Source organism: Microbacterium sp. 13-71-7, assembly GCF_002257455.1.
In the GTDB taxonomy this organism is placed as follows: domain Bacteria; phylum Actinomycetota; class Actinomycetes; order Actinomycetales; family Microbacteriaceae; genus Microbacterium.
In genome coordinates this window covers 1-23,371 of the sequence record NZ_NCKN01000037.1, presented here as the reverse complement: position 1 = coordinate 23,371, position 23,371 = coordinate 1, and the positions used below count along the sequence as shown (strand labels likewise).

Genomic DNA, 23,371 nt, shown 5'->3' with positions numbered 1-23,371 from the left:
GTCACCGCCGGGCTCCAGCCAGACGGCGTTCCAGTCCAGGATCCGCGGATCGGCGAGGCCCTCGGTCGCGAAGGGATCCGCGGCGATGAAACGCTCCGCGGCCTCGCGCGATGCGAAGACGCCCATCGATCCTGCGGCGAGGTCCGGCGTCGCGAACGGGCCGAGCGCGATCAGACCGCTGTCCGTCTCATGGAAGGCCCGGTAGTACGCCTGATGGCGCGGGAAGACCTCGAGGATCCGGGCGCGATCCACTCCGTCGCGCAGACGATACAGGACGACGACGTTCATGGGTCCACCCTTTCAGTGCCGGAAGCCAGGGCCCGCCGTCCGATCAGGGAGCGGCGAGGTCAGCGCGTCCAGATACGCGACCTCCTCCCGGATCGTCGCGAGCAGCGCCTCGGCGAGGTCCATCGTGACACCGTTGCGGATCACGATCCGCTGGACGGTGATCTCCGCCAGGTCGTCCGGCAACGGGTAGGCGGGTACCAGCCAGCCCCGCATCCGCAGCCGGTCGGACAGGTCGTAGAGCGTCCAGTTCGCGGTGTGCCCGTCGACCAGGCGCCAGGCGAACACCGGGATCGTCGAGCCGTCGCTGATGAGTGCGAACGGCTCCATCCCGCCGATCCCCTCGGCGAGGTAGCGCGCGACAGCACGCGAGGTGCCCTGCACCTCGGCGTATCCCTCCCGCCCCAGCCGCAGGAACAGGTAGAACTGCAGCAGCACCTGCGCACCCGGCCGCGAGAAGTTCAGCGCCAGGGTCGGCATGTCGCCGCCGAGGTAGCTGACCCGGAACACCATCGACTCCGGCAACGCCTCCGCGTCGCGCCAGATGACCCAGCCGAGGCCCGGATAGACCAGCCCGTACTTGTGCCCCGACGTGTTGATGGACGCGACGCGTGGCACCCGGAAGTCCCAGCCGAGATCCGGATCCAGGAACGGCGCCACCATTCCCCCCGAGGCCGCATCGACGTGGATCGGCACGTCGTGGCCGTACCGGGCGGCGATCGCATCCAGCGCGGCGGCGATCTCCGCGACGGGCTCGTACGCGCCCGTGTAGGTGACGCCGAGGATCGCGACCACACCGATCGTGTTCTCGTCGACATACCGCTCCAGCAGCGCGCCGTCGAGCGCCGGATGCGCCTCGCTCACCGGCACATAACGCGGCTCCACCTCGAAGTAGTTGCAGAACTTCTCCCAGCACACCTGCACGGCGCTGGACATCACGAGGTTGGGCCGGGACGCGTCCTGCCCTTCCGCGCGCCGCTTCTCCTGCCAGCGGCGCTTCAGCGCGATCCCGGCGAGCATGCACGCCTCGCTGGACCCGATCGTCGACGTCGCGGGCGCCGCCGCCGGATCCGGGGCATGCCAGAGCTCGGCGATCATCCGCTGGCAGTACGTCTCGATCGCCGCCGTCTGCGGATACTCGTCCTTGTCGATCATGTTCTTGTCGACGGCCTCGGCGTAGAGCCGCTGCGCCTCCTCGTCCATCCAGGTGGTGACGAAGGTGGCGAGGTTCAGCCGGGCGTTGCCGTCGAGCATGGTCTCGTCGCTGACGACGTGATAGGCCGTGAGCGGATCCATACCGCGATCGGGGATCCGGTGCTTGTCGACGAAGAGCCCGGATCCGGCCCGGCGGTGCAGCGGGTTGACGTGGATGCGTTCCTGCGACATGGGTGCCTCCCGGATCCGAGCGCGGCGTTCGGGCGCCACCATAGCACCGGCACCGATCCGGGCCATGAACGACGAACGCCCCCGGATCCTCGCTCGTGAGCGGAATCCGGGGGCGTCCGGGAGGGCCTTACTTGGCTGCGGCCTCGGCGGGCTTCTTCGCAGCAGCCGGGCGCTGGGCCGCGGCGGGCTTGCTCGCGGCCGGGGCTGCGACAGCGGCGGGCGCCGGCGCGGCGTCCGCGACCGGGCGCGGACGCGCGGCGAACTCCTCGAACACCGCACGCGGCGTCTGCAGGGCCTCGAGGCCGACGATGTCGCGGCCGAGCCAGAGGTTGTTCCACCAGCCCCACAGCACGCGCCACTTGCGCTCCCAGGACGGCATCGCGAGGCCGTGGTAGCCGCGGTGCGCGACCCAGGCCACGAAGCCCTTGAGCGCGAGCTTGCCGGACTGGAAGACACCGTTGTAGAGGCCGAGGCCGGCCACGGCGCCGAGGTTCTTGTGGAAGTAGTCCTTGGGCGTCTCTCCGCGCAGCACCGCGACGAGGTTCTTCGCGAGCAGCTTGGCCTGACGGACGGCGTGCTGCGCGTTCGGCACGCACATGCCGCCGACGCCGCCGCCGGACAGGTCGGGGACGGCCGAGACGTCACCGGCGGCCCATGCGCCCTCGACGAACGCCTCGGGGGTGCCCACCCGCAGGTCGGCGCGGGTCTGGATGCGTCCGCGCTCCTCGACGGGGAGGTCGCCGCCGCGCACGACGGTGGGGTTGGCCATGACGCCGGCGGTCCAGACGATGAGGTCGGACGGGATGACCTCGCCGGTGGACAGCTCGACGTTGCCGTCGACGGCGCCCTTGACCTGGGTGTCCAGGTGCACGTTCGCGCCGCGCTTGGCGAGGTCCTTCAGCACCCACTCGCTGGTCTTCAGCGAGACCTCGGGCATGATCCGGCCCATCGCCTCGATGAGGTGGAAGTGCGTGTCGTCGAAGGACAACTGCGGGTACTTCGCGATGAGCGACGAGGCGAACGAGCGGAGCTCGGCGAACGCCTCGATACCGGCGAACCCGCCGCCGACGACGACGACCGTGAGCAGACGGTCCCGCTCGGGCCCGGCCGGGATGGAGGCGGCCTTGTCGAAGTTCGACAGCAGCTTGTCGCGGACGGCGACGGCCTCTTCGATGGTCTTGAGTCCGATCGCGTTGTCGGCGATGCCGGGGATCGGGAAGGTGCGCGAGACGGCGCCGGCGGTCACGACGATTTGGTCGTACGCGAACTCGTACGGCTCGCCCATGGCCGGCGTGATCGCGGCGACCTTGTTGGCGTGGTCGATGCCGGTGATCTTGGCCGTCACGACGTTCGCGCGCTTCAGGTGGCGGCGGTGCGCGACGACCGCGTGCCGCGGCTCGATCGACCCGGCGGCGACCTCCGGCAGGAAGGGCTGGTAGGTCATGTACGGCAGCGGGTCCACCATCGTGACCTCTGCCTCGCCCTTGCGGAGGTGCTTCTCGAGCTTCCACGCGGTGTAGAAACCGGCGTAGCCACCGCCCACGATCAGGATCTTGGGCGCGGCAGCGCTCTTTGCCACGGTGCTCTCAGTCACGGAGGCTAACTCCTCAGTCATCGGGATTTTGGCGTGCAGATGCGCGCGCCGAACGGATGCGCCGGGCAGCAGCGGTGACGCCAAGCGCTATCAGGATACCAGGGACCGTGAGGGCTGTGAGCGGCAGGGTACCGTACAGCAGCGAATCGGGGCTGGGGATCAGCGGCGAGGTGGCTCGCGTGGGCGTATCCGCATGCGGGAGCGGCGGGATCGCAAGCGGCGTCGACGTCGGCTGCGCAGGCTCAGGAGCCTGCGCTCGCCGATTCAGATGGATCCACTTGGACAGGTCGCCGAGCGGGTTCTGGTCCACCGACGGCAGCGTCGCTGACACCGCCGCGGCCGCGTCGATGAGACCGTAGCCGTACAGCAGGTCGGGGTGCGCGGTCGCCTGCGGGGCGGGACGCGCGGTCTGGATGATCTGGTTGATCACGTTGTTCGCGTCCATGTCTGGGTGCGCGGCACGCACCAGGGCGACCACGCCCGCCACGATCGGGGCCGCGCCACTGGTGCCGTTCCAGGTCTCGATCGTTCCGTTCGCGTCGACGCCGAGCAGCGACTCGCTGGGCGCGGAGACGGCGATCGTGATCCCCTGCGTGGAAGCCGCCTTGCTCGCGACGCCGTGCTGATCCACTCCCCCGACCGCGAGCACGCCGGGGATCGTCGCGGGAGCACCGACCATGGCCGTGCCGCTGCCTCGGTTGCCCGCCGCCACGACGACAACGACGTCGTGGTCGAAGGCGTAGAGGAACGCGTCGTCCCAACTGGGATCCCATTCCAGGGTGTTCGTGGTGAAGGAGAGGTTGATCACCTTCGCGCCGTGATCCACCGCCCACTTCATCGCCTCCGCCACCTGCTTCGCGAAGGGCACGGGCGCCGTCGCGCCGAAGCCGAGCGAGATGGAGAGCAGCTTCGCATCGGGCGCGACGCCGATCATGCCCGTGCCGTCCGCCTTGGGCCTGCCCGCGGCGAGCGAGGCGACGCGGGATCCGTGATCGCTGTCGAGCGGGCCGAGCGGCGTGCGTCCATCCTCGGATCCGATGCCGGAGACGTCGGTGCCGTCGGTGACGGCGCCCTCGAACTGCGAGGGGCCCTTGGCGATGCCCGTGTCGATGATCGCGATCGTGACGCCCGCACCGCGCGTGGTCTTCCACGCCGCGTCGACGTGGGCGCCCGTGAGCCAGTACTCCGCGGACCGCTCGGGATCCGCGGGCGGCGTGGGCGTCGGGGTCGCCCCCATCACGAGCGGCGCCGCGAGCGCGAGCAGGAGCACCGCGACGACGGATCTGATCCGGCGTGCGTTCGGAGAGCGTGTGGTCGGCGTGGTCATCGGACTCGGATCAGCGCGCCCGCGCGGCTCCCGGCTCGATGCACTCGCAGCGCTCGGGTGACCAGCGGGCCCGGCGCAGCGCCTCGTCGCCGATGGGGTTGACGCCCTCCCCGGCGGCGAGCGCGTGACCGGCCAGCGCATGCAGGCACTTCACGCGCTGGGGCATGCCGCCCGCGGAGACGCCGGCGATCTCCGGGACGTCCCCGTACTGCGCGCGGTCGGCGAGATACGCCTGATGCGCCCGCAGGTACGCGGCGGCGGTGTCCTCGTCGTCCAGCAGCTCGGCGAGCTCCGGCATCACGTGCTCCGCCTCGAGGGTCGACATCGCGGCCGCCGCGGCGGGGTGGGTGAGGTAATAGAACGTCGGGAACGGCGACCCGTCGGCCAGCCGCGGCAGCGTCGCGACGACCGTGGGATTGCCGCAGGTGCAGCGCGCGGCGATGCCGACGACTCCCCTGGCCTCACGGCCGAGCTGTGCGGAGACGACCGCGATCTCGGCGTCGGTGGGCGGGGCGAAAGGGGGCGTGGTCACCCCTCCAGGGTACGGGGTCCGCCTGCGGGACGCCTCAGCGCGCGCCCGAGCCCGCGGCGGTCTTGGCGAGTCCCGCTCCGGTCACGTTGCGCAGCAGCTGGCCCGCCCAGTCCGAGGACTTCTCCTGCACGGTGTCGCTGACAGGGCCCTGCTCGACGGGTTGCGCGGCGGGATCGATGTCGTTGTCGATGAGGTAGACGACCTCGCCCGGCTTGACGTAGAACAGCCGCTCCCTGGCCTGCGCGGTGATGTACGCCGGATCGTTCCAGCGCTCGCGCTCGGCCGTGAGGGCGTCGATCTGCTTCTGGGTGACCTGCACCGAATGCTCCAGCGCGGCGATCCGCTGCTTCTGGTCGAGGTACGTGCCGAGCGTGGGCACGAGCACCCACGCGCCGAGGACCACGAGCGAGAGCATGATCACCATGAAGCCGCTGAGCCGGATGCCGCCCACCCAGCCGCGCACGTCGACCGCGCGCGCGGTGCCGCTCGACGGCCCCGCGGACGCAGACGACGAAGGAGGAGTCCGACGTGGTGTCATGACTCCTCCTCCGTATCAGTCGGTGTGCTCAGCCCTTGAAGCGCGGGAAGGCGGAGCGCCCGGCGAAGACCGCCGCATCGCCCAGCTCCTCCTCGATGCGCAGAAGCTGATTATACTTCGCGACGCGCTCCGACCGAGCGGGCGCGCCGCTCTTGATCTGGCCCGAGTTCACGGCGACGACGAGGTCGGCGATCGTGGTGTCCTCGGTCTCGCCGGAGCGGTGCGAGAGCATCGTGGTGTAGCCGGAGCGGTGCGCCAGGCTGATCGCGTCGAGGGTCTCGGACAGCGTGCCGATCTGGTTGACCTTGACCAGCAGGGAGTTCGCGACACCGAGGTCGATGCCCTTCTGCAGGCGCTCGGGGTTGGTCACGAACAGGTCGTCGCCGACGAGCTGGATCTGGGACCCGAGCTTCTCGGTGAGGGCCTTCCAGCCCTCCCAGTCGTCCTCGGCGAGGGCGTCCTCGATGGTGACGATCGGGAAGTCCTTGACCAGGCCGACGTAGTAGTCGGTGAGCGACGCGGCGTCCCAGTCCTTGTTGTCGAGGCGGTACACGCCCTCGTTGTAGAACTCGGTGGCGGCGGCGTCGAGGCCCAGCGCGATGTCGGTGCCCGGCGTGAAGCCGGCCTTCTCGATCGCCTTGACCAGGAACTCCAGGCCCTCGCGGTTGCTGGGCAGGTCGGGGGCGAAGCCGCCCTCGTCGCCGAGACCGGTCGCGAAGCCGGCGGCCTTGAGCTCGCCCTTGAGCACGTGGTAGACCTCGGTGCCCCAGCGCAGCGCCTCGGAGAAGCTGTCGGCGCCGATCGGGGCGAGGAAGAACTCCTGCATGTCGATGCCGTTGTCGGCGTGCGAGCCGCCGTTGATGACGTTGAACAGCGGAACGGGCAGCAGGTGCGCGTTGGGGCCGCCCAGGTAGCGGAACAGCGGCAGGTCGGCCGAGTCGGCGGCGGCCTTGGCGACCGCGAGGCTCACGCCCAGGATCGCGTTCGCGCCCACGCGGCTCTTGTTCTCGGTGCCGTCGACCTCGATGAGGATCTCGTCGATCACGCGCTGCTCGCTCGCCTCGACGCCCTCGATCGCCGGGCCCAGCTCGTCGATGACGGCCTCGACGGCCTTCAGGACGCCCTTGCCGCCGTAACGGCTCTTGTCGCCGTCGCGCAGCTCGTACGCCTCGAACGCACCGGTGGACGCACCGGACGGGACGGCGGCGCGCTGCACGATGCCGTCGTCGAGGAGCACCTCCACCTCGACGGTCGGGTTGCCACGGGAGTCGAGAATCTCGCGTGCGCCTACAGCCTCGATCAGTGCCACAGAGTGCTCCTTGTTCAAGAGGGAAGTGGGGTGGTGGAGCGACGTCGATCCGCCGCCAGTCTAGTCGGAGCCGCCCTCGCGGCGCAGACGATGAAGCGCCGCGCGCAGACGGCGAAGGGCCGCGCGGACGAGTCCGCGCGGCCCTCCCTGAGATCCTCGATTACTTGTAGGACTTCACGACGTCGAGCAGGGCCGGGACGTTGGCGTACGCCTCGGCGGCGTTCTCCTTCGTCACGATGACCGGCGCGAGCAGGAACGACGGCACGACCTTGACGCCGTTGTTGTACGACTTGGTGTCGTTGACGTCGACCTTGTCGCCCTTCTGCAGCTCCTGCGCCATCTTGATCGCCTGGGCGACGAGCAGCGTGGTGTCCTTGTTGATCGTGGAGTACTGCACGCCCTCCATGATCGACTTGACGGACTCGACCTCGGAGTCCTGACCGGTGACCACCGGGACGGGCTTGCCGGCCTGCTGCACCGAGGTGATGATGGCGCGGGCGAGGGTGTCGTTCGGGCTCAGCACGCCGTCGATCGTGGCCGAGCTGTAGTTGGCGGTGAGCAGCGCGTCCATGCGGCGCTGCGCGTTCTCCGCCTTCCAGCCGTCGGTCGCCGTCTGGGTGATCTCGGTCTGACCCGAGACGACCTTGAGCGTGCCGTCCTTGATCTTCGGCTCGAGCACGTCCATCGCGCCCTTGAAGAAGACCGCCGAGTTCGCGTCGTCCGCGGATCCGGAGAACAGCTCGATGTTGTACGGCGCCGGGTGGCCCGCGCGCTTGGCGAGACCGTCGAGCAGGGCCTGGCCCTGCAGCTGGCCGACCTTGAAGTTGTCGAACGCGACGTAGTAGTCCACCGCGTCGGTGTTCTCGATCAGGCGGTCGTAGGCGATCACGGTCGCGCCGGCGTCGTGCGCCGCCTTGACCTGGGTGGACAGCTGCTTGCCGTCCTTCGCGCCGATGATGATGACCTTCGCACCGCCGGTGACCATCGCCTGGATCTGGTTCTGCTGCTCGGCGACCGTGTTGCTGGCCGGCGCGTACTGCACGTCGGGCTTGAAGCCCGCCTTGGTCAGACCGTCGGTGAACAGCTTGCCCGCGAGCACCCAGTTCTCACTGGTCTTGTCCGGCAGGGCGACACCGATCTTGGCGTCGGCGGCGAAGCCCTTCGCTGCGGCGCCGCTCGCGGCGGGGGTTCCGCCGCGCTCGGACGAGCAGCCCGTGAGGGCGAAGGCACCCGCGACGACGACCGCTGTCGCCGAAAGGAGGATCTTCTTCATTGGGATCTCTTTCTCTCTTGGTGTGTGCATCTCAGGTGAATGCAGGATCGTGCCGCGAACGGCGCGGACCTCTTTTACTTGCCGCTCGCGGTGCCGGGAGCGGTGGTGGCGAAGGGTTCCTCCGCACGGGAGAACCGTCGGGTGATGAAGCCCGTCAGGGAGGGACGGCCCTGCTGCTTGTTCCAGACGTCGACGGCGACCGCGAGCAGCAGCACGAGGCCCTTGACCATCGAGACCACGTCGGCGCCGAAGCCGAGGAGGGCCATGCCGTTGTTGAGGAAGGCCATGACCAGACCACCGATGATGGATCCGATCACCGTGCCGATGCCGCCGGAGACCGCGGCGCCGCCGATGAACACCGCGGCGATCGCGTCGAGCTCCCAGCCGTTGCCGTCCTGCGGGCCCGAGGCCGTGGCGCGGGCGACGTAGATCATCGCCGCGACCGAGGCGAGCACAGACATGTTCATCATCACGAAGAAGTCGGTCCAACGGTCCTTGACACCGCTGAGGCGCGCGGCCTGGCGGTTGCCGCCGACCGCGTACAGGTGGCGGCCGAACACCGTGTTACGGGTGACGAAGGTGTAGACGATGACGAGCAGCAGCAGGATCACGCCGGAGATCGGGAAGCTCGTGCCAGGACGGCCGGTGGCGAACAGCCAGCCCGCGACGAGGATCAGCGCGGACAGGATGACGACCTTGACGACGCTCACCCAGACCGGTGCGACCTCGGTGCCGGCCTTGCGCTGCGAGCGGCGCAGGAAGACCTCGAAGACGACGACCCAGACGACCGCGAGCACGGCGAGCACCATGGTGAGCACGTTGAAGGCGAGAGGGACGGCGAGCTCAGGCAGGTAGCCGGCGCCGATCCACTGGAAGTCCGCGGGCACGGCGACCGAGGTCGACTGGCCGAACCACTGGTTGGCACCGCGGAAGAACAGCATGCCGGCCAGCGTCACGATGAACGCCGGCACGCGCACGAACGCGACCCAGAAGCCCTGCCAGGCGCCGACCAGGGCGCCGAGCGCCAGGCCGAGGAGGATCGCCGCCCACCACGGGAAGTGCCAGTTCGCCATCGACTGCGCCACGATGATGCCGACGAACGCGGCGACGGAGCCGACCGACAGGTCGATGTGCCCCATGATGATGACCATCACCATGCCGATCGCGAGGATCAGGATGTAGGAGTACTGGCTGACGACGTTGATCAGGTTGCCGGGCGAGAGCGTCAGCCCGCCGGTCCAGATCTGGAAGATGATGATGATGACGACCAGGGATCCGAGGATGCCGAACTGACGGCTCGTGGACTGGCCGCCGCCCATCATCTTGCCGAGGTCGCGGAAGCGGAAGCCCTCTTCCGGAGCCTGGGGCGTCGACGGGGTCGGGGTCGGGGTGATCGTGGTGCTCATGCGGAGGCTTTCTGGGTCCGTGAAACCAGCACTGGGGTCATCGTGCGCAGCGAATCGTTCATGCGGATGCTTTCTGCGTCAGGGAGGTCATGCTGCGCATGAGCGCCTCCGGGGTGGCTTCGGATGCGGGGAGGCAGTCGGTGACCCGCCCCTCGAACACGGTGTAGATGCGGTCGGACATGCCGAGCAGCTCCGGCAGCTCGCTGGAGATGACGATGACGCCCTTCCCCTGGGCCGCGAGCTCGTTGATGATGCCGTAGATCTCGTACTTGGCGCCGACGTCGATGCCGCGCGTGGGCTCGTCCAGGATCAGCAGATCCGGATCCGTGAACATCCACTTCGCCAGCACGACCTTCTGCTGGTTGCCGCCGGAGAGCGTGCCGACGCCCTGATCGACGGTCGGGGTCTTGATCCGCAGGGACTTGCGGTAGCGCTCCGCGACCTGCGCCTCCTCGATGTCGTTGACGACGCCGTTGCGGGCGATCTTGGAGAGCTTGGCCGAGACGATCGAGCGCTTGATCGTGTCCAGCAGGTTGAGACCCAGGACCTTGCGGTCCTCGCTGACGTAGGCGAGGCCGTGCTTGATCGCGCTGCGGACGTCGGGGAGCGAGATCTCCTTGCCGTCCTTGATGATCGTGCCGGACAGGAACTGGCCGTAGGAGCGCCCGAAGATGCTCATCGCGAACTCGGTGCGGCCGGCTCCCATGAGCCCGGCGATGCCGACGACCTCGCCGCGGCGCACCTCGATGCTGGAGCCCTTGACGACCATGCGCTCGGCGACCGACGGGTGACGCACCCACCAGTCCTTGACCTCGAAGAACACGTCGCCGATCTCCGGCGTGCGGTCGGGATAGCGGCTCTCCAGCGAGCGGCCGACCATGCCGCGGATGATGCGGTCCTCGTTGATCTCGCCGCGGCCGACGTCGAGCGTCTCGACCGTGCGTCCGTCGCGGATGATCGTGATCTCGTCCGCGATCTGCTCGATCTCGTTGAGCTTGTGGCTGATGATGATCGACGTGATCCCCTTGGCCTTCAGGCCCAGGATCAGGTCGAGCAGGTGCTGCGAGTCGTTCTCGTTCAGCGCCGCCGTCGGCTCGTCGAGGATCAGCAGCTTGACGTCCTTGTTGAGCGCCTTGGCGATCTCGATGAGCTGCTGCTTGCCGACGCCGAGATGCTTGACCGCGACATCGGGGTCCTCCCTGAGGCCGACGCGGGCGAGCAGCTCGACCGTGCGCTGCTTCTGCGCGGTCCAGTCGATGCGCGGTCCGCGACGGATCTCGTTGCCGAGGAAGATGTTCTCGGTGATCGACAGCTCCGGGATCAGCGCGAGCTCCTGGTGGATGATCACGATTCCGGCATGCTCGCTCGCCGCGATGTCCTTGAAGCGCTGCTCCTGCCCGTAGAGCAGGATCTCGCCGTCGTAGCTGCCGTACGGGTAGACGCCGGACAGGACCTTCATCAGCGTGGACTTGCCGGCGCCGTTCTCGCCGCAGATGGCGTGCACCTCTCCGGTGCGGACGGTGATCGACACGTCCGAGAGGGCTTTCACGCCCGGGAACTCCTTCGTGATGCTGCGCATCTCGAGGATCGGTCCGGCCACGGTGGGCAGCGTCGTCGTCTCGCTCACGGATCTCCTTCGATACCAGGTCCGGTGATGTTACGGTCAATGTTACCGTTCACATCGGGTTACATCGTGCACGCGCGTTTCGACAGTGTCAAGTGTCGAAGCCGAATTCGTGTCCTTACCGTGACGCCGCGGATTCGCGGCCGCACAGCACCGGGACGACGGGCCCGAATCCCGGCACCGCGTCTCCGCGCAGCTGCGCGAGCAGAATGCGCACGGCGCGCCGACCGAGCTCTGCGAAGTCCTGATGCACGGTCGTCAGCGGCGGGGCGACATGTGCCGCGACCGGAATGTCGTCGAAGCCCACCACGCTCACGTCGATCGGAACACGGAGCCCCGCGTCGCGGAAGCCGTGCATGAGCCCGATCGCCATGAGGTCGTTCGCCGCGAACACGGCGGTGAAGTCCCGCCTGCGGGCGAGCTCCTGACCGGCGAAATAGCCGAAGTCCGCGGTCCAGTCGCCGCGGATCGGCGGGATCGTGGGCAGGTCTGCGTCGCGCATCGCGTCCAGGTAGCCGCGCATGCGCGACTCGGCCTCGATCCAGTCCTGCGGCCCCGCGAGATGCAGGATGTCGCTGTGCCCGAGCCGGATCAGGTACTCGGTGATCATGCGGGCGCCGGCGAGCTGATCGGCGGAGTGGCTGAAGCCGTCGGATCCCGAGGCCGTCTGCAGGCTGACGAACGGCACCGACACGGCCATCCCCCGCAGCACGTTGAAGACCCGCACCTGCGGCGCGAGCACGACGATGCCGTCGACCGCCTCCCGCACGAGCTGGCGGACGGCCGCGCCGATCGCCTCGGGCGTGGTGTCGGGCAGGTTCAGCGTGATGACCGAGTAGCGCTCGGCACGCGCGGCGTCCTCGATCGCCGCGATCGAGGACGTCGGACCGAACTCGCCGGTGGTCGCGGAGAGTATCCCGAGCGTGTTCGACCGGCTGGTGGCGAGCGCCCTGGCGGCGATGTTGGGCCGGTAGTCCAGCACGCGGATCGCGTCGAGCACCCGCTCCTTGGTCTCGGGGCGGATGCTGGGGTGATCGTTCAGCACGCGGGAGACCGTCTGATGGGAGACCCCGGCGAGGCGCGCGACGTCGCGGATGCTGGGCATCCGGGCGCGCTCGGAGGAGGTCGACATGCAGAACCTCCTCGATGTGCACGGTCACATGAATGAGTCCATTATGGGGTCGGAGTGTTCCCTGCGCATCCGCGTCGACGCGCCCGCGCCCCGGCGGGTTGTCCGGGAGCACCGGATTCCGCGGGATCTTCGTCCGGCCGCAACGCGCCTCCGCGCACGGAAGCTGGCACCGTGGGGCCGTGGACACTCTGCTGCGCGGCGGGCGCGTCATCGACCCGAAGACCGGTTCCGACAGGATCTCCGACGTCCTGATCTCCGAGGGCCGGATCGCCGAGATCGGCTCCGGGATCGCCACGCCGGAGGCGGCGACCGTGATCGAGGCCGAAGGGCTCATCGTCGGTCCGGGCTTCGTAGACCTGCACAGCCACGTGCACTCGATCGCCGGGCACCGCCTGCAGGCGATGGACGGCGTCACGACGGCCCTCGATCTGGAGGCGGGCCTCATGCCCGTCGCCGAGGCGATCGCCAGGGCCGGCCGCGAGGGACGTCCGCTCAACTACGGCTTCTCGGCCTCCTGGTCCCAGGCCCGCGCCTACGCGCACCTCGAACGCGTCCCGGTCGCCGACTTCACCGCGTCGATGGACCTCCTCGGCAACCCGGCATGGCAGCGCTCCTCGAGTCCGGCCGAGCGCCGCCGCTGGCTCGGACTCCTGGAGGGCGAACTCGCCGCCGGCGCCCTCGGCATCGGCGTGCTGATGGGCTACGCCCCGCGCTCCGATCCCGAGGAGTACCTGGAGCTCGCCCGGCTCGCCGCCGCCGCACACGCCCCGACCTTCACGCACGTGCGCGAGCTGATCGAGGCGGATCCCGCCACCCCGATCGACGGCTCGGAGGAGCTCGTGCGCGCGGCGGCGGAGACCGGCGCCGCGATGCACCACTGCCATGTGAACAGCACGTCGCTGCGCCACGTCGACCGGGTGCTGGCCCTGCTGGACCGCAGTCGCGCGGCCGGATCCCGGGTCACCGTCGAGGCCTATCCCTACGGCGCGGGCAGCACCGCGATCGGCGCGTTCTTCCTCGCGCCGGAGAAGCTCGCGGGCCTGGGCATCGGCCCGACCGCGCTCGTGCTGGTGGACACCGGAGAGCGCATCGCCGATGAGGCCCGGCTGCGCGAGGTGCGCGCCACGGATCCCGGCGCCGCCTGCATCGTCACCTTCCTCGACGAGGCGGATCCCCTCGATCGCGCCCATCTGCACCGGGCGCTGGCCTACCCCGACGCGATCGTCGCGAGCGACGCGATGCCGATCTCGTGGCCGGGCTCCGGCGGAGCGCCGACCGTGTACGAGCAGCGCCGCTGGCCGCTCCCCGAAGGCGGGCAGACGCACCCGCGCACGGCCGGGACCTTCGCGAAGTCCCTGCGCCTGATGGTCCGCGAGTCCGGCGCCTGGAGCTGGCTCGAGGCGTTCCGACGCTGCTCCTACCTGCCTGCGCGCGTGCTGGACGAGGCCTCCCCCGCGATGCGCGCCAAGGGACACCTCACCGTCGGCGCGGATGCGGACATCGTGGTGCTCGACCCCGCCGCGATCACCGATCGCGCGACGTACGCCGATTCCACCCGTCCGTCGCAGGGCGTGCGGCAGCTGTACGTGCACGGCACGGCCGTCGTGCACGCCGGAGACATCGTCGCCGACGCCCATCCGGGGCGCGCCGTGCGCGGCGCCGCGTGATGACCGGCGGGGCCTTGTCCGGGGGCACCAAGGTCTCCGGAAGCCTCGTCGGCACGCACCAACGGCACGCGGATCCGCGCGAATAGTCTCGGCGCAACGCCGTCACCCTGATCGACGGCGCACTCGACGAAGAGGAGCGCACATGTCCGACCTGAACGAAATCGGCACCTGGGTGCGGGAGAACCTCCCCGCACTGATCGCCGACGCGCACGTCCCCGCCGCATCCGTGGGAATCCTCGCCGGCGGCGAGGTCTTCACCGCAGCGGCCGGCGTCCTGAACAAGAACACCGGGGTGGAGGCCGACGAGGACTCGGTGTTCCAGATCGGCTCCATCACGAAGACCTGGACCGCGACGCTCGTCATGCAGCTCGTCGACGAGGGCCTGCTCGACCTCGACGCCCCCGTGCGCGACACCGTCCCGGCCTTCGCGATCGGCGACGACGCGGCGGCCTCCGCGATCACCACCCGCCAGCTGCTCAGCCACGTGAGCGGCTTCGAGGGCGACCTCTTCAACGACACCGGCGTCGGCGACGACGCGGTCGAGAAGTACCTGGCGACGATCGCCGACGCCCCGCAGCTCTTCGCCCCCGGCGAGCGCTTCTCGTACAACAACGCGGCCTTCGTGGTGCTCGGCCGTATCGTCGAGGTGCTGCGCGGCCAGACCTACGACCAGGCCCTGCACGCGCACCTCGCGCGCCCGCTGGGGCTCACGCACGTGGCGACCGACGCCTCGCAGGCGATCATGTTCCGCGCGGCGCTCGGTCACATCCCCGGCGATGACGGCGAGCCCGTTCCCGCGCCGGTGTGGAACCTGGTGCGCTCCAACGCCCCGGCCGGATCGATGCTCGCGATGACCCCGCGGGATCTGCTGGGGTTCGCGGGCATGCACATGGCCGGCGGCGTCGCCCCCGACGGCACCAGGGTCCTCTCCGCGCAGAGCGTCGCAGCGATGCAGGAGCGCCAGGTGGACCTCCCCGACCTCGGCGTGCTCGGCAACGCGTGGGGCCTGGGCTGGGAGATCTTCGACTGGGCCGGCGGCCCGGTCTACGGACACGACGGCGGCACGATCGGGCAGAACGCGTTCCTGCGCTTCGCACCCTCCGCGGGCGTCGCCGTGGTGCTGCTCACGAACGGCGGCGACACGGTCGACCTCTACCACCGCCTGTTCTCGAAGATCCTCTCGGCTCTCGCCGGCGTCGACATGGCTCCGCTCCCCGTGCTCCCCGAGTCGCCGGTCGAGGTCGACCTGGACCGCATCCTCGGCACCTACTCGTCCTCGGTCTCCGACTCCACGGTGAGCGTCGACGACGAGGGCCGGATCTGGCTCACCCGCACGATGAAGGGGATCTTCGCCGAGCTGGGTCCGGCTCCCGCTCCCGTCGAGCTGGTCGGCTGGTCCGGCGACAGCCTCCTCCCCCGGGAGAAGGATCACGGCATGCGGATGCCGCACGCGTTCGTCGGAGACGACGGCAGCGGCCGCGCCCTGTACCTGCACACCGGACGCGCCGACCGCCGGATCGACGCATGAGCGCCCTCACCGCGACCGCGACCTCGATCGCGGAGATCTTCGCGGACGCGGACGCCGAGGGCTTCCTGCACGCCCGCGAGATCGGCACGGAGGCCGGGCCGGAGGTGGACTCCGGCGCCGACGAGCCCGTCGTGCTCGCCTCGGTCTTCAAGATCCTGGTGCTCACCGCCTACGTCCGTGCCGTCGCCGCCGGCACGCTGGATCCGACCGAGAGGACGACGGTCACCGCGCGCTACCGCATCGGCGGGATCGGCACGGCCGGGTTCTCGGACGACGTGCAGGCGAGCTGGCGCGACCTCGCCCAGAACATGATGACGATGAGCGACAACGCCGCGACCGACGTCCTGTACCACCGCCTGGGCGGCGATGCCGTCGATCGCGTGATCGCCGACCTCGGCCTGCGCAGCACACGGCTCATCGGGTGCTGCGAGGACCTGTTCGCGTCCGTCGTGGCCGATCTCGGCGGCTCCGCCGACGACGACCTGGAGGCGCTGCTGGCCGGCACGGATCCGGAGCGGCTGCTCGGGATCTCCGCGCTCGATCCCGCCCGCACCTCGGCATCCACGCCCCGCGATGTCACCACGCTGCTGAACGCCCTGTGGACCGACACCGCCGCACCCGCCGAGGCCTGCGCGCAGGCCAGGGCGATCATGGCGCAGCAGATCTGGCCGCACCGCCTGACCTCCGGGTTCCCGAACGGGGTGACGCTCGCGGCCAAGACCGGAACGCTCCCCCGCTGGCGCAACGAGGCGGGCGTCGTCACCTATCCCGATGGCCGCCAGTACGCCGTCGCCGTGTTCACCCGCGCGCGCACGCTCGACGAGCGGCTCCCGCGCGTCGACGCCTCGATCGGCCGCGCCGGATTCGCCGCCGTCGAGCGGCTGCGCGCCGAGCGGTCCTGACGTCCGGGCCGATCCGCCGTGGATCGGCCCGGATCCCCCTCATCTCTCCGCTCCCTCCCCTCTTCTCACCCCTCTCTCCTCCCCCTCCCCGCACCATCCCCCTTTCCCCATCCCGCCCCACCCGAACACTGCTGGAGGCTTCTGATGCGACACCGCACCCCGCTCATCGCGATCCTCGGCGCGACCGCCCTCGTCCTGACGTCCTGCGCCGGAGGCGGCGCCGCCGGAGCCGGCAAGGACGCCGCGCTCGCGAACGGAAAGACGTTCACGCAGGCCATCGCGACCGATCCTGGTTCGCTCGATCCGTTCATCACGGCGATGTCCGTGGCGCGCGGCATCGACCGCTTCCTCTACGGCCGCCTCATCACGATCAAGGACGACGGCAGCATGGCGTCCGGTCTCGCCGAGAAGTGGACCGCCGACACCAAGACCGCGACCTTCACCCTGCGCGACAAGCTCACCTGCGAGGACGGCACGCCGCTGACGGCGACCGACGTGGCCGCGAACATCAGCCACGTCGTGGATCCCGCGACCGGCTCCCCCCTCGTGGGACTCGAGGTGCAGCCGGGCACGACCGCGGTCGGCGATGACGCCGCGCGCACCGTGACCGTCACGAGCGGCCAGCCCGACGCGTTCCTGCTGCAGAACATCGGCAACATCTCGATCGTGTGCGGCACCGTGCTGAAGGACCCCAAGGCCCTCGCCGCCGGCAAGGGCTCCACGGGCATGTTCACGATGACCGAGATCACGCCGAACAGCCAGTACACCCTGACCCGCCGCAAGGACTTCGCGTGGGGACCCGGCGACTGGGATCCGACGCAGAAGGGCCTGCCGGACAAGGCCGTCTTCCGGATCATCCCCAACGAGACGACGGCCGCCAACCTGGTCATCTCCGGCGAGGTCAACGCCGCCGGCGTGCTCGGGCCGGACCAGCAGCGCCTGGAGACCGCGAAGCTCTTCAGCACGCAGATCCTCGTCCCCGCCGGCCAGCTGATCTACAACCAGGCCGACGGCAGGGCCACGGCGGATCCCGCCGTGCGCAAGGCGCTCACGCAGTCGCTCGATCTGGCCCAGGCCCGTCAGGTCTTCGCCGGCGAGGTGCCGACCGGCTTCGTGACCGTCGCCCCGAATCCCTGCCGTGCCGACACGGTCAAGGGCAACATCCCCGGGTTCGACGCGAAGGCGGCCGGCGCCGCCCTCGACGCGGCCGGCTGGAAGCTCGGATCCGACGGCATCAGGGCCAAGGACGGCAAGCCGCTCACGCTCAAGATGATCTACGCCTCGGTCCTGGGCGACACCGGCACGGCCGCCGTCGAGCTCCTCCAGTCGATGTGGAAGAAGGTCGGCGTGGACGTGACCGTGAAGTCCCTCGACGGCCCCTCGCTGAGCGAGACGCTGCTCTCGACCGGGGACTGGGACATCTCGGGCGCCGGCGTCACCGTGGGCCTTCCCACCTCGCTCACGCCCTTCGTCTCCGGGCCGACGCCGCCGAACGGCTCGAACTTCGCCTCGATCGACGACCCGGCCTACGTCGCCGCGGTGACCGCCGCGTCCGCCAAGGCGGGCACCGAGGGATGCGATGACTGGGCCGCCGCCGAGAAGTCGCTGCTGACCACGTCCTCCGTGGTCCTCTACGCGAACATCGCACGGCACACGTTCGCGAACAAGGCCACCTTCAGCGAGGGCGACGGCATCGACCCGACCTCGATCCGCATGTACGAGTGAGGGGCGGCACCATGCTGGACGAACTTCAGGAACTGCTGGACAGCAGAGCCCGCGAGCTGAACGTGCCCGGCGTCGCGGTCGGCATCGTGGACGGCGGCACCGAGCACGTGCTCACGACGGGCGTCGCCTCCACCGCGACGGGGGCGCCCGTGACCGCGGACACCCTGTTCGCGATCGGATCCACCTCGAAGACGGTGACCGGCACGGCCGCCATGCGTCTCATCGAACAGGGGGCCTTCGACCTGGACACCCGGGTCGCGGAGCTCCTGCCCGACCTCCGCCTGGCCGACGAGGACGCCCTCGAGCAGCTCCGGGTGCGGCACCTGCTCACGCACTCCGGCGGCTTCCTCGGCGACATCGAGGATGATCCCGACGACTGGGGGCCCGACGCCCTGCGGAAGAGCATCGCCGGTTTCGGCGAGCTCCCGCAGCTCTTCCCTCCGGGGGCGATCGCGTCCTACAGCAACGGCGGCCTGCGCCTGCTCGGCCACCTCTGCGCCGTCGTGTCCGGTCGCGGATTCGAGGAGCTCGTCACTGAGACGGTCCTCGCGCCCCTCGGGATGACGGACAGCGTGTACTTCCCGTGGGAGGCGATCACCCGGCCCGTCGTGACCGGCCATGTCATCGTCGACGGCGTGGCCGTGCCGGCCCCGGTGTGGGGCCTCGCCCGCGACCTGGCGCCCGAGGGCGGCCTGCTCTCCTCGGTCCGCGACCAGCTGCGCTACGCACGGTTCCAGCTGCGCGGCGACGCCGAGGGATCCGCCCCGATCCGCGACGAGACGCGGCGGACGATGCAGCGCGCGCACATCGAGGTGGGCCCGCCGCTGGAGAGCATCGGACTCCCCTGGCTGCTCACGCACGTCGGCGACGCGCGCGTGGTGCGCCACGGCGGAAACATCAGCAACCTGCAGCTCAGCGAGATGGTGCTGCTGCCCGACCACGACCTCGCCGTGACCGTGCTGACGAACGCGGCGAGCGGGCTCGGCCCGCAGATCGTGTCCTGGTGCCTGGAGAACCTGCGGGGGATCCATCCCGCGCCGGCGGACGACGTGGTGCTCCACGCGTCGCCCGACGATGTGGTCGGGCGCTACGACGTCAACCTCTGGCAGAACGTGGTGACACGCGAGCAGGACGAGATCGTGATCACGCCGGAGCTGCGCCAGGACCTGATCGACCTGGGCCTGCCCTCCCTGCCGACCGTGCGCGCCCGGCTCGGCGCGGATCTGCTGCTGCGCGACGCCGAAGGGCACCCGGTCGGCCGCTTCCTCACCGCCGCGGACGGCACGGAGTTCCTGCACATGGGGTTGCGCGCGGCGCCGCGGATCTGATCCACCGGCCGAGGCGCGGACGACGTTGTCACGACGCACAATTTCGCCCCTCCTTCTCGTGGCGGCCGACAATCCGGCTCCGCCACCCGGTCAATAGCCTCGGTCCCACCGGACCCGCCTCGTTCCGTTCCCACCCGTGAGGACCCAGCCGTGACCAGCACCACCGCCACACAGGCGATACTCATCCGATCCGCACGGTCGGGCAGCCCCTGGCTGTCCTTCCTGGTCCGTCGCGGAGGCCTCTTCGTCCTCTCGGTGTGGGTGCTGGTCACGGCTGCTTTTCTGATGATCCACCTGGTGCCGGGCGATCCCGTGCGCGCCGCACTGGGCCTGAACGCCCCCGTCGCCCTGGTCGAGGCGCGCCGGGCGGCGCTCGGGCTGGACCAGCCGCTGATCGTGCAGTACCTGCACTACCTCGGCAATCTCTTCACCGGCGACATGGGCGTCTCGATGCTCACCAACCAGCCCGTCTCCGACATCATCGCCACCCGCCTGCCCGCGACATTGCAGCTCGCGCTCCTCGCCGTGCTGGTGGTGCTGCTGGCCTCGGTGCCGATCGGCGTCACGATGGCGGTGGCGACGCGCGGAGGCCGCCGGCGCGGACTCGAGCTGACCTTCGCGGTCGTGACCGTCGTGCTCGCCGCGATCCCCGAGTTCCTCCTCGCCGTCGGACTCGTGTACGTCTTCGCCGTCTCCCTGGGATGGCTCCCGATCGCCGGCGCCTCTGGACCGCTCTCCTTCGTGCTCCCCGTCACGGCGCTCGCCGTCGGCCCGATCGCGGTGTTCTCCCGCCTCATCAGGGTCGAGGTGCTGAGCGTGCTGGGGCAGGACTACATCCGCACGGCGCGCGCCAAACGGCTGCGTCCCCGGCGCGTCTACACGCGCCATGCGCTGCCCAACGCGATGACGTCGACCCTGACGCTCACGGGACTGCTGCTGGCGGGCATGGTCACCGGGACCGTGCTCGCGGAGAACGTCTTCGCCTGGCCGGGCCTCGGCACCATGATCGTGCAGTCGATCCTGACCAAGGACTACCCCGTGGTGCAGGCGATCGTGCTGGTCTACGGCATGGGCGTGCTGCTGGTGAACCTGGTGATCGACATCGCCCTCGCCGTCCTCGACCCGCGCTCCACGATCAAGGAGGCCTGATGTCCGCCGCATCCACGATGAAGAAGGTCGTCCGCACCCCGCTCGGAGCGGTGTCGCTGGCCCTCGTGCTCCTGCTCGTGCTCGTGGCCCTGCTGGGCCCCCTGGTCTGGGGGGCCCAGGCCGAGCAGATCGACCCCGCCTCCGCCTACCGCGCCCCGGGCGCGGCGCACCTGCTCGGCACCGACGCGCTGGGCCGCGACGTGCTCGCCCGCGTCATGGTCGCCACGCGCCTCTCTCTGGGCCTCGCGATGGCCGCAGTGCTGATCGGGGTCGTCACCGGAACCGTGCTCGGCACCGCCCCGGCCGTCCTGCCCCGGTGGGCGGGCCGCATCCTCTCCACGTTCGTGAACATCGCCGTGGCGTTCCCCGGACTGCTGCTGGCGCTGTTCCTCGCCGTGATCTTCGGCGTGGGCACGGTCGGATCCGTCCTCGCGATCGGCTTCGCGATGGCCCCGGGCTTCGCGCGCCTCACCCAGACGCTGTCCGCGGCGATCGCCGGGCGCGACTTCATCGCCGCGGCGCGCGTCGCGGGAGTCTCGCGCTTCCGCGTGCTGATCCGGCACATCCTGCCCAACATCGGCGAGCCGCTGATCGTCAACGCGACGATCAGCGCGGGCGGCGCGCTCCTCGCCTTCGCCGGCCTGTCCTTCCTCGGGCTCGGCGTGCAGGTGCCCGCGTACGACTGGGGCCGGCTCCTCGGCGAGGGCCTCAACCGCATCTACCTGAACCCCGCCGCCGCCCTCGGCCCCGCCGCGGCCGTGGTGATCGCCGGGCTCGCCTTCAACCTCCTCGGCGAGACCGCCGCCGCAGCCCTCGGCGGCCGCAACGCGCGGCGCCCGCGCCGGCTCCCCCAGACCGCCCCCACGGGCGACTCCTGGCGCGCGCAGGTCGTGAACGATGACATGGTTCTCCTCGTCGACGACCTGCGCGTGTCCTTCCCCTCCTCGGACGGCTGGGTCACCCCGGTCCGCGGCGTGAGCTTCTCGATCTCCCGCGGGGAGGCGATCGGCGTCGTCGGCGAATCCGGATCCGGCAAGAGCCTGACCGCCCTCGCCGCGGCGCAGCTCATCGAACGGCCGGGGCACGTGGCCGCCGCCCGGCTCGAGTTCTGCGGCACGCCGCCGCTCGACGCGCCGGAGCGGACGCTGCGCCCGCTGCTCGGCACCTCGCTCGCGATGGTGTTCCAGGATCCGATGACCTCGTTCAACCCCACGCGCCGGATCGGCTCTCAGCTCGCCGAGGCGGCCGCGGAGCATCAGGGTCTCGGCCGCACGGCCGCGATGGAGCGGGCGATCGAGCGCCTGAAGGCGGTGCGTGTGCCGGCGGCGGAGCGGCGCGCACGACAGTTCCCGCACGAGTTCTCCGGCGGCATGCGCCAGCGCGCGATGATCGCGATGGGCCTGATGAACCACCCCCGGCTCATCATCGCCGACGAGCCCACCACGGCCCTCGACGTCACCGTGCAGCGCCAGGTGCTGCAGCTGCTCGCGAGCGTGCGCCGCGACACCGGGGCCGCGATCCTGCTGATCAGCCATGACATCGCGGTCGTCGCGCAGACCTGCGATCGCGTGCTCGTGATGTACGCGGGGCGCATCGTCGAGGACCTCCCCGCGAGCCGCCTGAACGAGAGCGCCCGGCACCCGTACACGCGCGCGCTGCTCGACGTCGTCCCCGAGCTGGACACCGACCGGGACACGCCGCTGCGCATGATCCCCGGCCGCCCGCCGGCACCGGGGGCGTTCCCCGCGGGCTGCGCGTTCGCGGACCGCTGCCCTCTCGCCTCCGCGCTGTGCCGGGAGCAGGATCCCGCGCTCACCGACGCCGGGGACGGGCACAGGGTCGCCTGCTGGCATCCGGTCGACGGTGCGATGCCCTCGGTCGCCGTGCCGGCGATCACCACGGCCGTTCCCCTGCCCGACTTCGAACCCGAGGAGGTCGTCCGATGAGCGAGCTGCGCTTCGACCGGGTGAGCGTCCGCTACGGCACCCACCGGTCCGGCCTCACCGCCGTCGACGACGTGAGCCTCGTGGTCCCGTCCGGCTCGGTCGTCGGCCTGGTCGGCGAGTCCGGATCCGGCAAGTCGACACTCGCCCGTGCCGCGATCGGCCTCGCGCCGATCAGCGGCGGCGCGATCACCCTCGACGGCGCCGACGTGCGCACCCTCCGCCGGCGCAGGCCCATCCAGATGGTGTTCCAGGACCCGTTCTCCTCGCTCGACCCGCGGATGAGCATCGGCGAATCAATCGCCGAGGCGATGCCGCGCAGCCTGCGCGGCGGTGCGGCCCGACGCGCGAGAGTGGCCGAGCTGCTCGAGATGGTCAGCCTCGATCCGGAACGGGCCGGATCTCTCCCGGCGGCGCTCTCCGGCGGTCAGCGCCAGCGCATCGCCCTGGCGCGCGCGCTCGCCGCGGATCCCGAGGTGGTGATCGCCGACGAGATCACCTCGGCGCTCGACGTCTCCGTGCAGGGCTCCGTGCTCAACCTCGTCCGCGAGCTGCGGCGGGAGCTCTCGCTCACGATGCTGTTCATCTCGCACAACCTCGCCGTGGTCCGCTACCTCAGCGACCATCTCGCCGTGATGTACCTCGGCCGCATCGTCGAGTTCGGGCCGACCGAGCAGGTCCTCGCCGATCCGCAGCATCCCTACACGCGGGAGCTGCTGGCCG

General features: G+C 70.3%; 19 protein-coding genes. 8 read left to right on the top strand and 11 right to left on the bottom strand.

Annotated elements, in window-relative coordinates:
* The 11 genes from B7X32_RS05680 to B7X32_RS05630 form a co-directional block, all read right to left on the bottom strand.
* Nucleotides 1-288, bottom strand: a 288-nt coding sequence (locus B7X32_RS05680) for a YciI family protein (RefSeq protein ID WP_292717343.1), incomplete at its 3' end; no start/stop codon positions are given.
* A 12-nt stretch (nucleotides 289-300) separates the two neighbouring features.
* Nucleotides 301-1,671: a glutamate decarboxylase gene (locus tag B7X32_RS05675; RefSeq protein ID WP_292717341.1), complete on the bottom strand. Its 1,371-nt coding sequence runs from the start codon at nucleotides 1,669-1,671 to the stop codon at nucleotides 301-303.
* Between the two features lie 127 nt (nucleotides 1,672-1,798).
* Nucleotides 1,799-3,265 (bottom strand): FAD-dependent oxidoreductase, encoded by a 1,467-nt coding sequence (locus tag B7X32_RS05670; protein ID WP_292717337.1) that lies wholly within the window; start codon nucleotides 3,263-3,265, stop codon nucleotides 1,799-1,801.
* Nucleotides 3,266-3,278: 13 nt separating this feature from the next.
* Complete coding sequence (locus tag B7X32_RS05665; protein WP_292717334.1) at nucleotides 3,279-4,592, bottom strand: S8 family serine peptidase; 1,314 nt, start codon at nucleotides 4,590-4,592, stop codon at nucleotides 3,279-3,281.
* A 10-nt stretch (nucleotides 4,593-4,602) separates the two neighbouring features.
* Complete coding sequence (locus B7X32_RS05660) at nucleotides 4,603-5,124, bottom strand: DUF501 domain-containing protein (protein WP_292717332.1); 522 nt, start codon at nucleotides 5,122-5,124, stop codon at nucleotides 4,603-4,605.
* A gap of 34 nt (nucleotides 5,125-5,158) precedes the next feature.
* Entirely contained in the window at nucleotides 5,159-5,662 is a 504-nt protein-coding gene (locus B7X32_RS05655; protein ID WP_292717329.1) for a septum formation initiator family protein, read from the bottom strand.
* A 28-nt stretch (nucleotides 5,663-5,690) separates the two neighbouring features.
* Complete coding sequence (gene eno / locus B7X32_RS05650) at nucleotides 5,691-6,971, bottom strand: phosphopyruvate hydratase (protein WP_292717326.1); 1,281 nt, start codon at nucleotides 6,969-6,971, stop codon at nucleotides 5,691-5,693.
* Nucleotides 6,972-7,131: 160 nt separating this feature from the next.
* Nucleotides 7,132-8,244 carry a sugar-binding protein gene (locus B7X32_RS05645; protein WP_292717323.1) on the bottom strand — a complete coding sequence of 371 codons (1,113 nt, stop codon included), beginning with the start codon at nucleotides 8,242-8,244 and terminating at the stop codon, nucleotides 7,132-7,134.
* Nucleotides 8,245-8,318: 74 nt separating this feature from the next.
* On the bottom strand, nucleotides 8,319-9,566 hold the full coding sequence (mmsB, locus tag B7X32_RS05640) for a multiple monosaccharide ABC transporter permease (RefSeq protein WP_292717350.1): 1,248 nt from the start codon (nucleotides 9,564-9,566) through the stop codon (nucleotides 8,319-8,321).
* A 142-nt stretch (nucleotides 9,567-9,708) separates the two neighbouring features.
* Nucleotides 9,709-11,229 (bottom strand): multiple monosaccharide ABC transporter ATP-binding protein, encoded by a 1,521-nt coding sequence (gene mmsA, locus B7X32_RS05635; protein WP_292717346.1) that lies wholly within the window; start codon nucleotides 11,227-11,229, stop codon nucleotides 9,709-9,711.
* A gap of 163 nt (nucleotides 11,230-11,392) precedes the next feature.
* Entirely contained in the window at nucleotides 11,393-12,406 is a 1,014-nt protein-coding gene (locus tag B7X32_RS05630) for a LacI family DNA-binding transcriptional regulator (protein WP_292717320.1), read from the bottom strand.
* 179 nt (nucleotides 12,407-12,585) lie between these two features.
* Between B7X32_RS05630 and B7X32_RS05625 the strand changes: the two genes are divergently transcribed.
* The 8 genes from B7X32_RS05625 to B7X32_RS05590 all read left to right on the top strand — a co-directional run.
* Nucleotides 12,586-14,073: an amidohydrolase family protein gene (locus B7X32_RS05625; protein ID WP_292717315.1), complete on the top strand. Its 1,488-nt coding sequence runs from the start codon at nucleotides 12,586-12,588 to the stop codon at nucleotides 14,071-14,073.
* A 142-nt stretch (nucleotides 14,074-14,215) separates the two neighbouring features.
* Nucleotides 14,216-15,601, top strand: a complete 1,386-nt coding sequence (locus tag B7X32_RS05620) for a serine hydrolase domain-containing protein (protein ID WP_292717312.1) — start codon at nucleotides 14,216-14,218, stop codon at nucleotides 15,599-15,601.
* A complete protein-coding gene (locus B7X32_RS05615; protein ID WP_292717309.1) occupies nucleotides 15,598-16,503 on the top strand; it encodes a serine hydrolase in 906 nt (301 codons plus the stop codon). The genes B7X32_RS05620 and B7X32_RS05615 overlap by 4 nt, the downstream gene beginning before the upstream one ends.
* Nucleotides 16,504-16,647: 144 nt before the next feature.
* On the top strand, nucleotides 16,648-18,228 hold the full coding sequence (locus B7X32_RS05610; protein WP_292717306.1) for an ABC transporter substrate-binding protein: 1,581 nt from the start codon (nucleotides 16,648-16,650) through the stop codon (nucleotides 18,226-18,228).
* Nucleotides 18,229-18,239: 11 nt separating this feature from the next.
* A complete protein-coding gene (locus tag B7X32_RS05605) occupies nucleotides 18,240-19,556 on the top strand; it encodes a serine hydrolase domain-containing protein (RefSeq protein ID WP_292717304.1) in 1,317 nt (438 codons plus the stop codon).
* 150 nt (nucleotides 19,557-19,706) lie between these two features.
* Entirely contained in the window at nucleotides 19,707-20,705 is a 999-nt protein-coding gene (locus B7X32_RS05600; RefSeq protein WP_292717302.1) for an ABC transporter permease, read from the top strand.
* On the top strand, nucleotides 20,705-22,651 hold the full coding sequence (locus B7X32_RS05595; protein WP_292717300.1) for a dipeptide/oligopeptide/nickel ABC transporter permease/ATP-binding protein: 1,947 nt from the start codon (nucleotides 20,705-20,707) through the stop codon (nucleotides 22,649-22,651). Before B7X32_RS05600 ends, B7X32_RS05595 begins: the two co-directional genes overlap by 1 nt.
* Nucleotides 22,648-23,371 (top strand): ATP-binding cassette domain-containing protein (locus B7X32_RS05590; protein ID WP_292717298.1); only part of this gene is annotated, 724 nt, incomplete at its 3' end. The genes B7X32_RS05595 and B7X32_RS05590, both read left to right, overlap by 4 nt.

What these genes read in the sequence shown, in the direction of transcription:
- B7X32_RS05675 (WP_292717341.1), bottom strand. Translation starts at nt 1,671, where the DNA reads ATGTCGCAGGAACGCATCCACGTCAACCCGCTGCACCGCCGGGCCGGA.
- B7X32_RS05665 (WP_292717334.1), bottom strand. Translation starts at nt 4,592, where the DNA reads ATGACCACGCCGACCACACGCTCTCCGAACGCACGCCGGATCAGATCC.
- B7X32_RS05655 (WP_292717329.1), bottom strand. Translation starts at nt 5,662, where the DNA reads ATGACACCACGTCGGACTCCTCCTTCGTCGTCTGCGTCCGCGGGGCCG.
- B7X32_RS05645 (WP_292717323.1), bottom strand. Translation starts at nt 8,244, where the DNA reads ATGAAGAAGATCCTCCTTTCGGCGACAGCGGTCGTCGTCGCGGGTGCC.
- mmsB (WP_292717350.1), bottom strand. Translation starts at nt 9,566, where the DNA reads ATGATGGGCGGCGGCCAGTCCACGAGCCGTCAGTTCGGCATCCTCGGA.
- mmsA (WP_292717346.1), bottom strand. Translation starts at nt 11,229, where the DNA reads ATGCGCAGCATCACGAAGGAGTTCCCGGGCGTGAAAGCCCTCTCGGAC.
- B7X32_RS05630 (WP_292717320.1), bottom strand. Translation starts at nt 12,406, where the DNA reads ATGTCGACCTCCTCCGAGCGCGCCCGGATGCCCAGCATCCGCGACGTC.
- B7X32_RS05620 (WP_292717312.1), top strand. Translation starts at nt 14,216, where the DNA reads ATGTCCGACCTGAACGAAATCGGCACCTGGGTGCGGGAGAACCTCCCC.
- B7X32_RS05615 (WP_292717309.1), top strand. Translation starts at nt 15,598, where the DNA reads ATGAGCGCCCTCACCGCGACCGCGACCTCGATCGCGGAGATCTTCGCG.
- B7X32_RS05610 (WP_292717306.1), top strand. Translation starts at nt 16,648, where the DNA reads ATGCGACACCGCACCCCGCTCATCGCGATCCTCGGCGCGACCGCCCTC.
- B7X32_RS05605 (WP_292717304.1), top strand. Translation starts at nt 18,240, where the DNA reads ATGCTGGACGAACTTCAGGAACTGCTGGACAGCAGAGCCCGCGAGCTG.
- B7X32_RS05595 (WP_292717300.1), top strand. Translation starts at nt 20,705, where the DNA reads ATGTCCGCCGCATCCACGATGAAGAAGGTCGTCCGCACCCCGCTCGGA.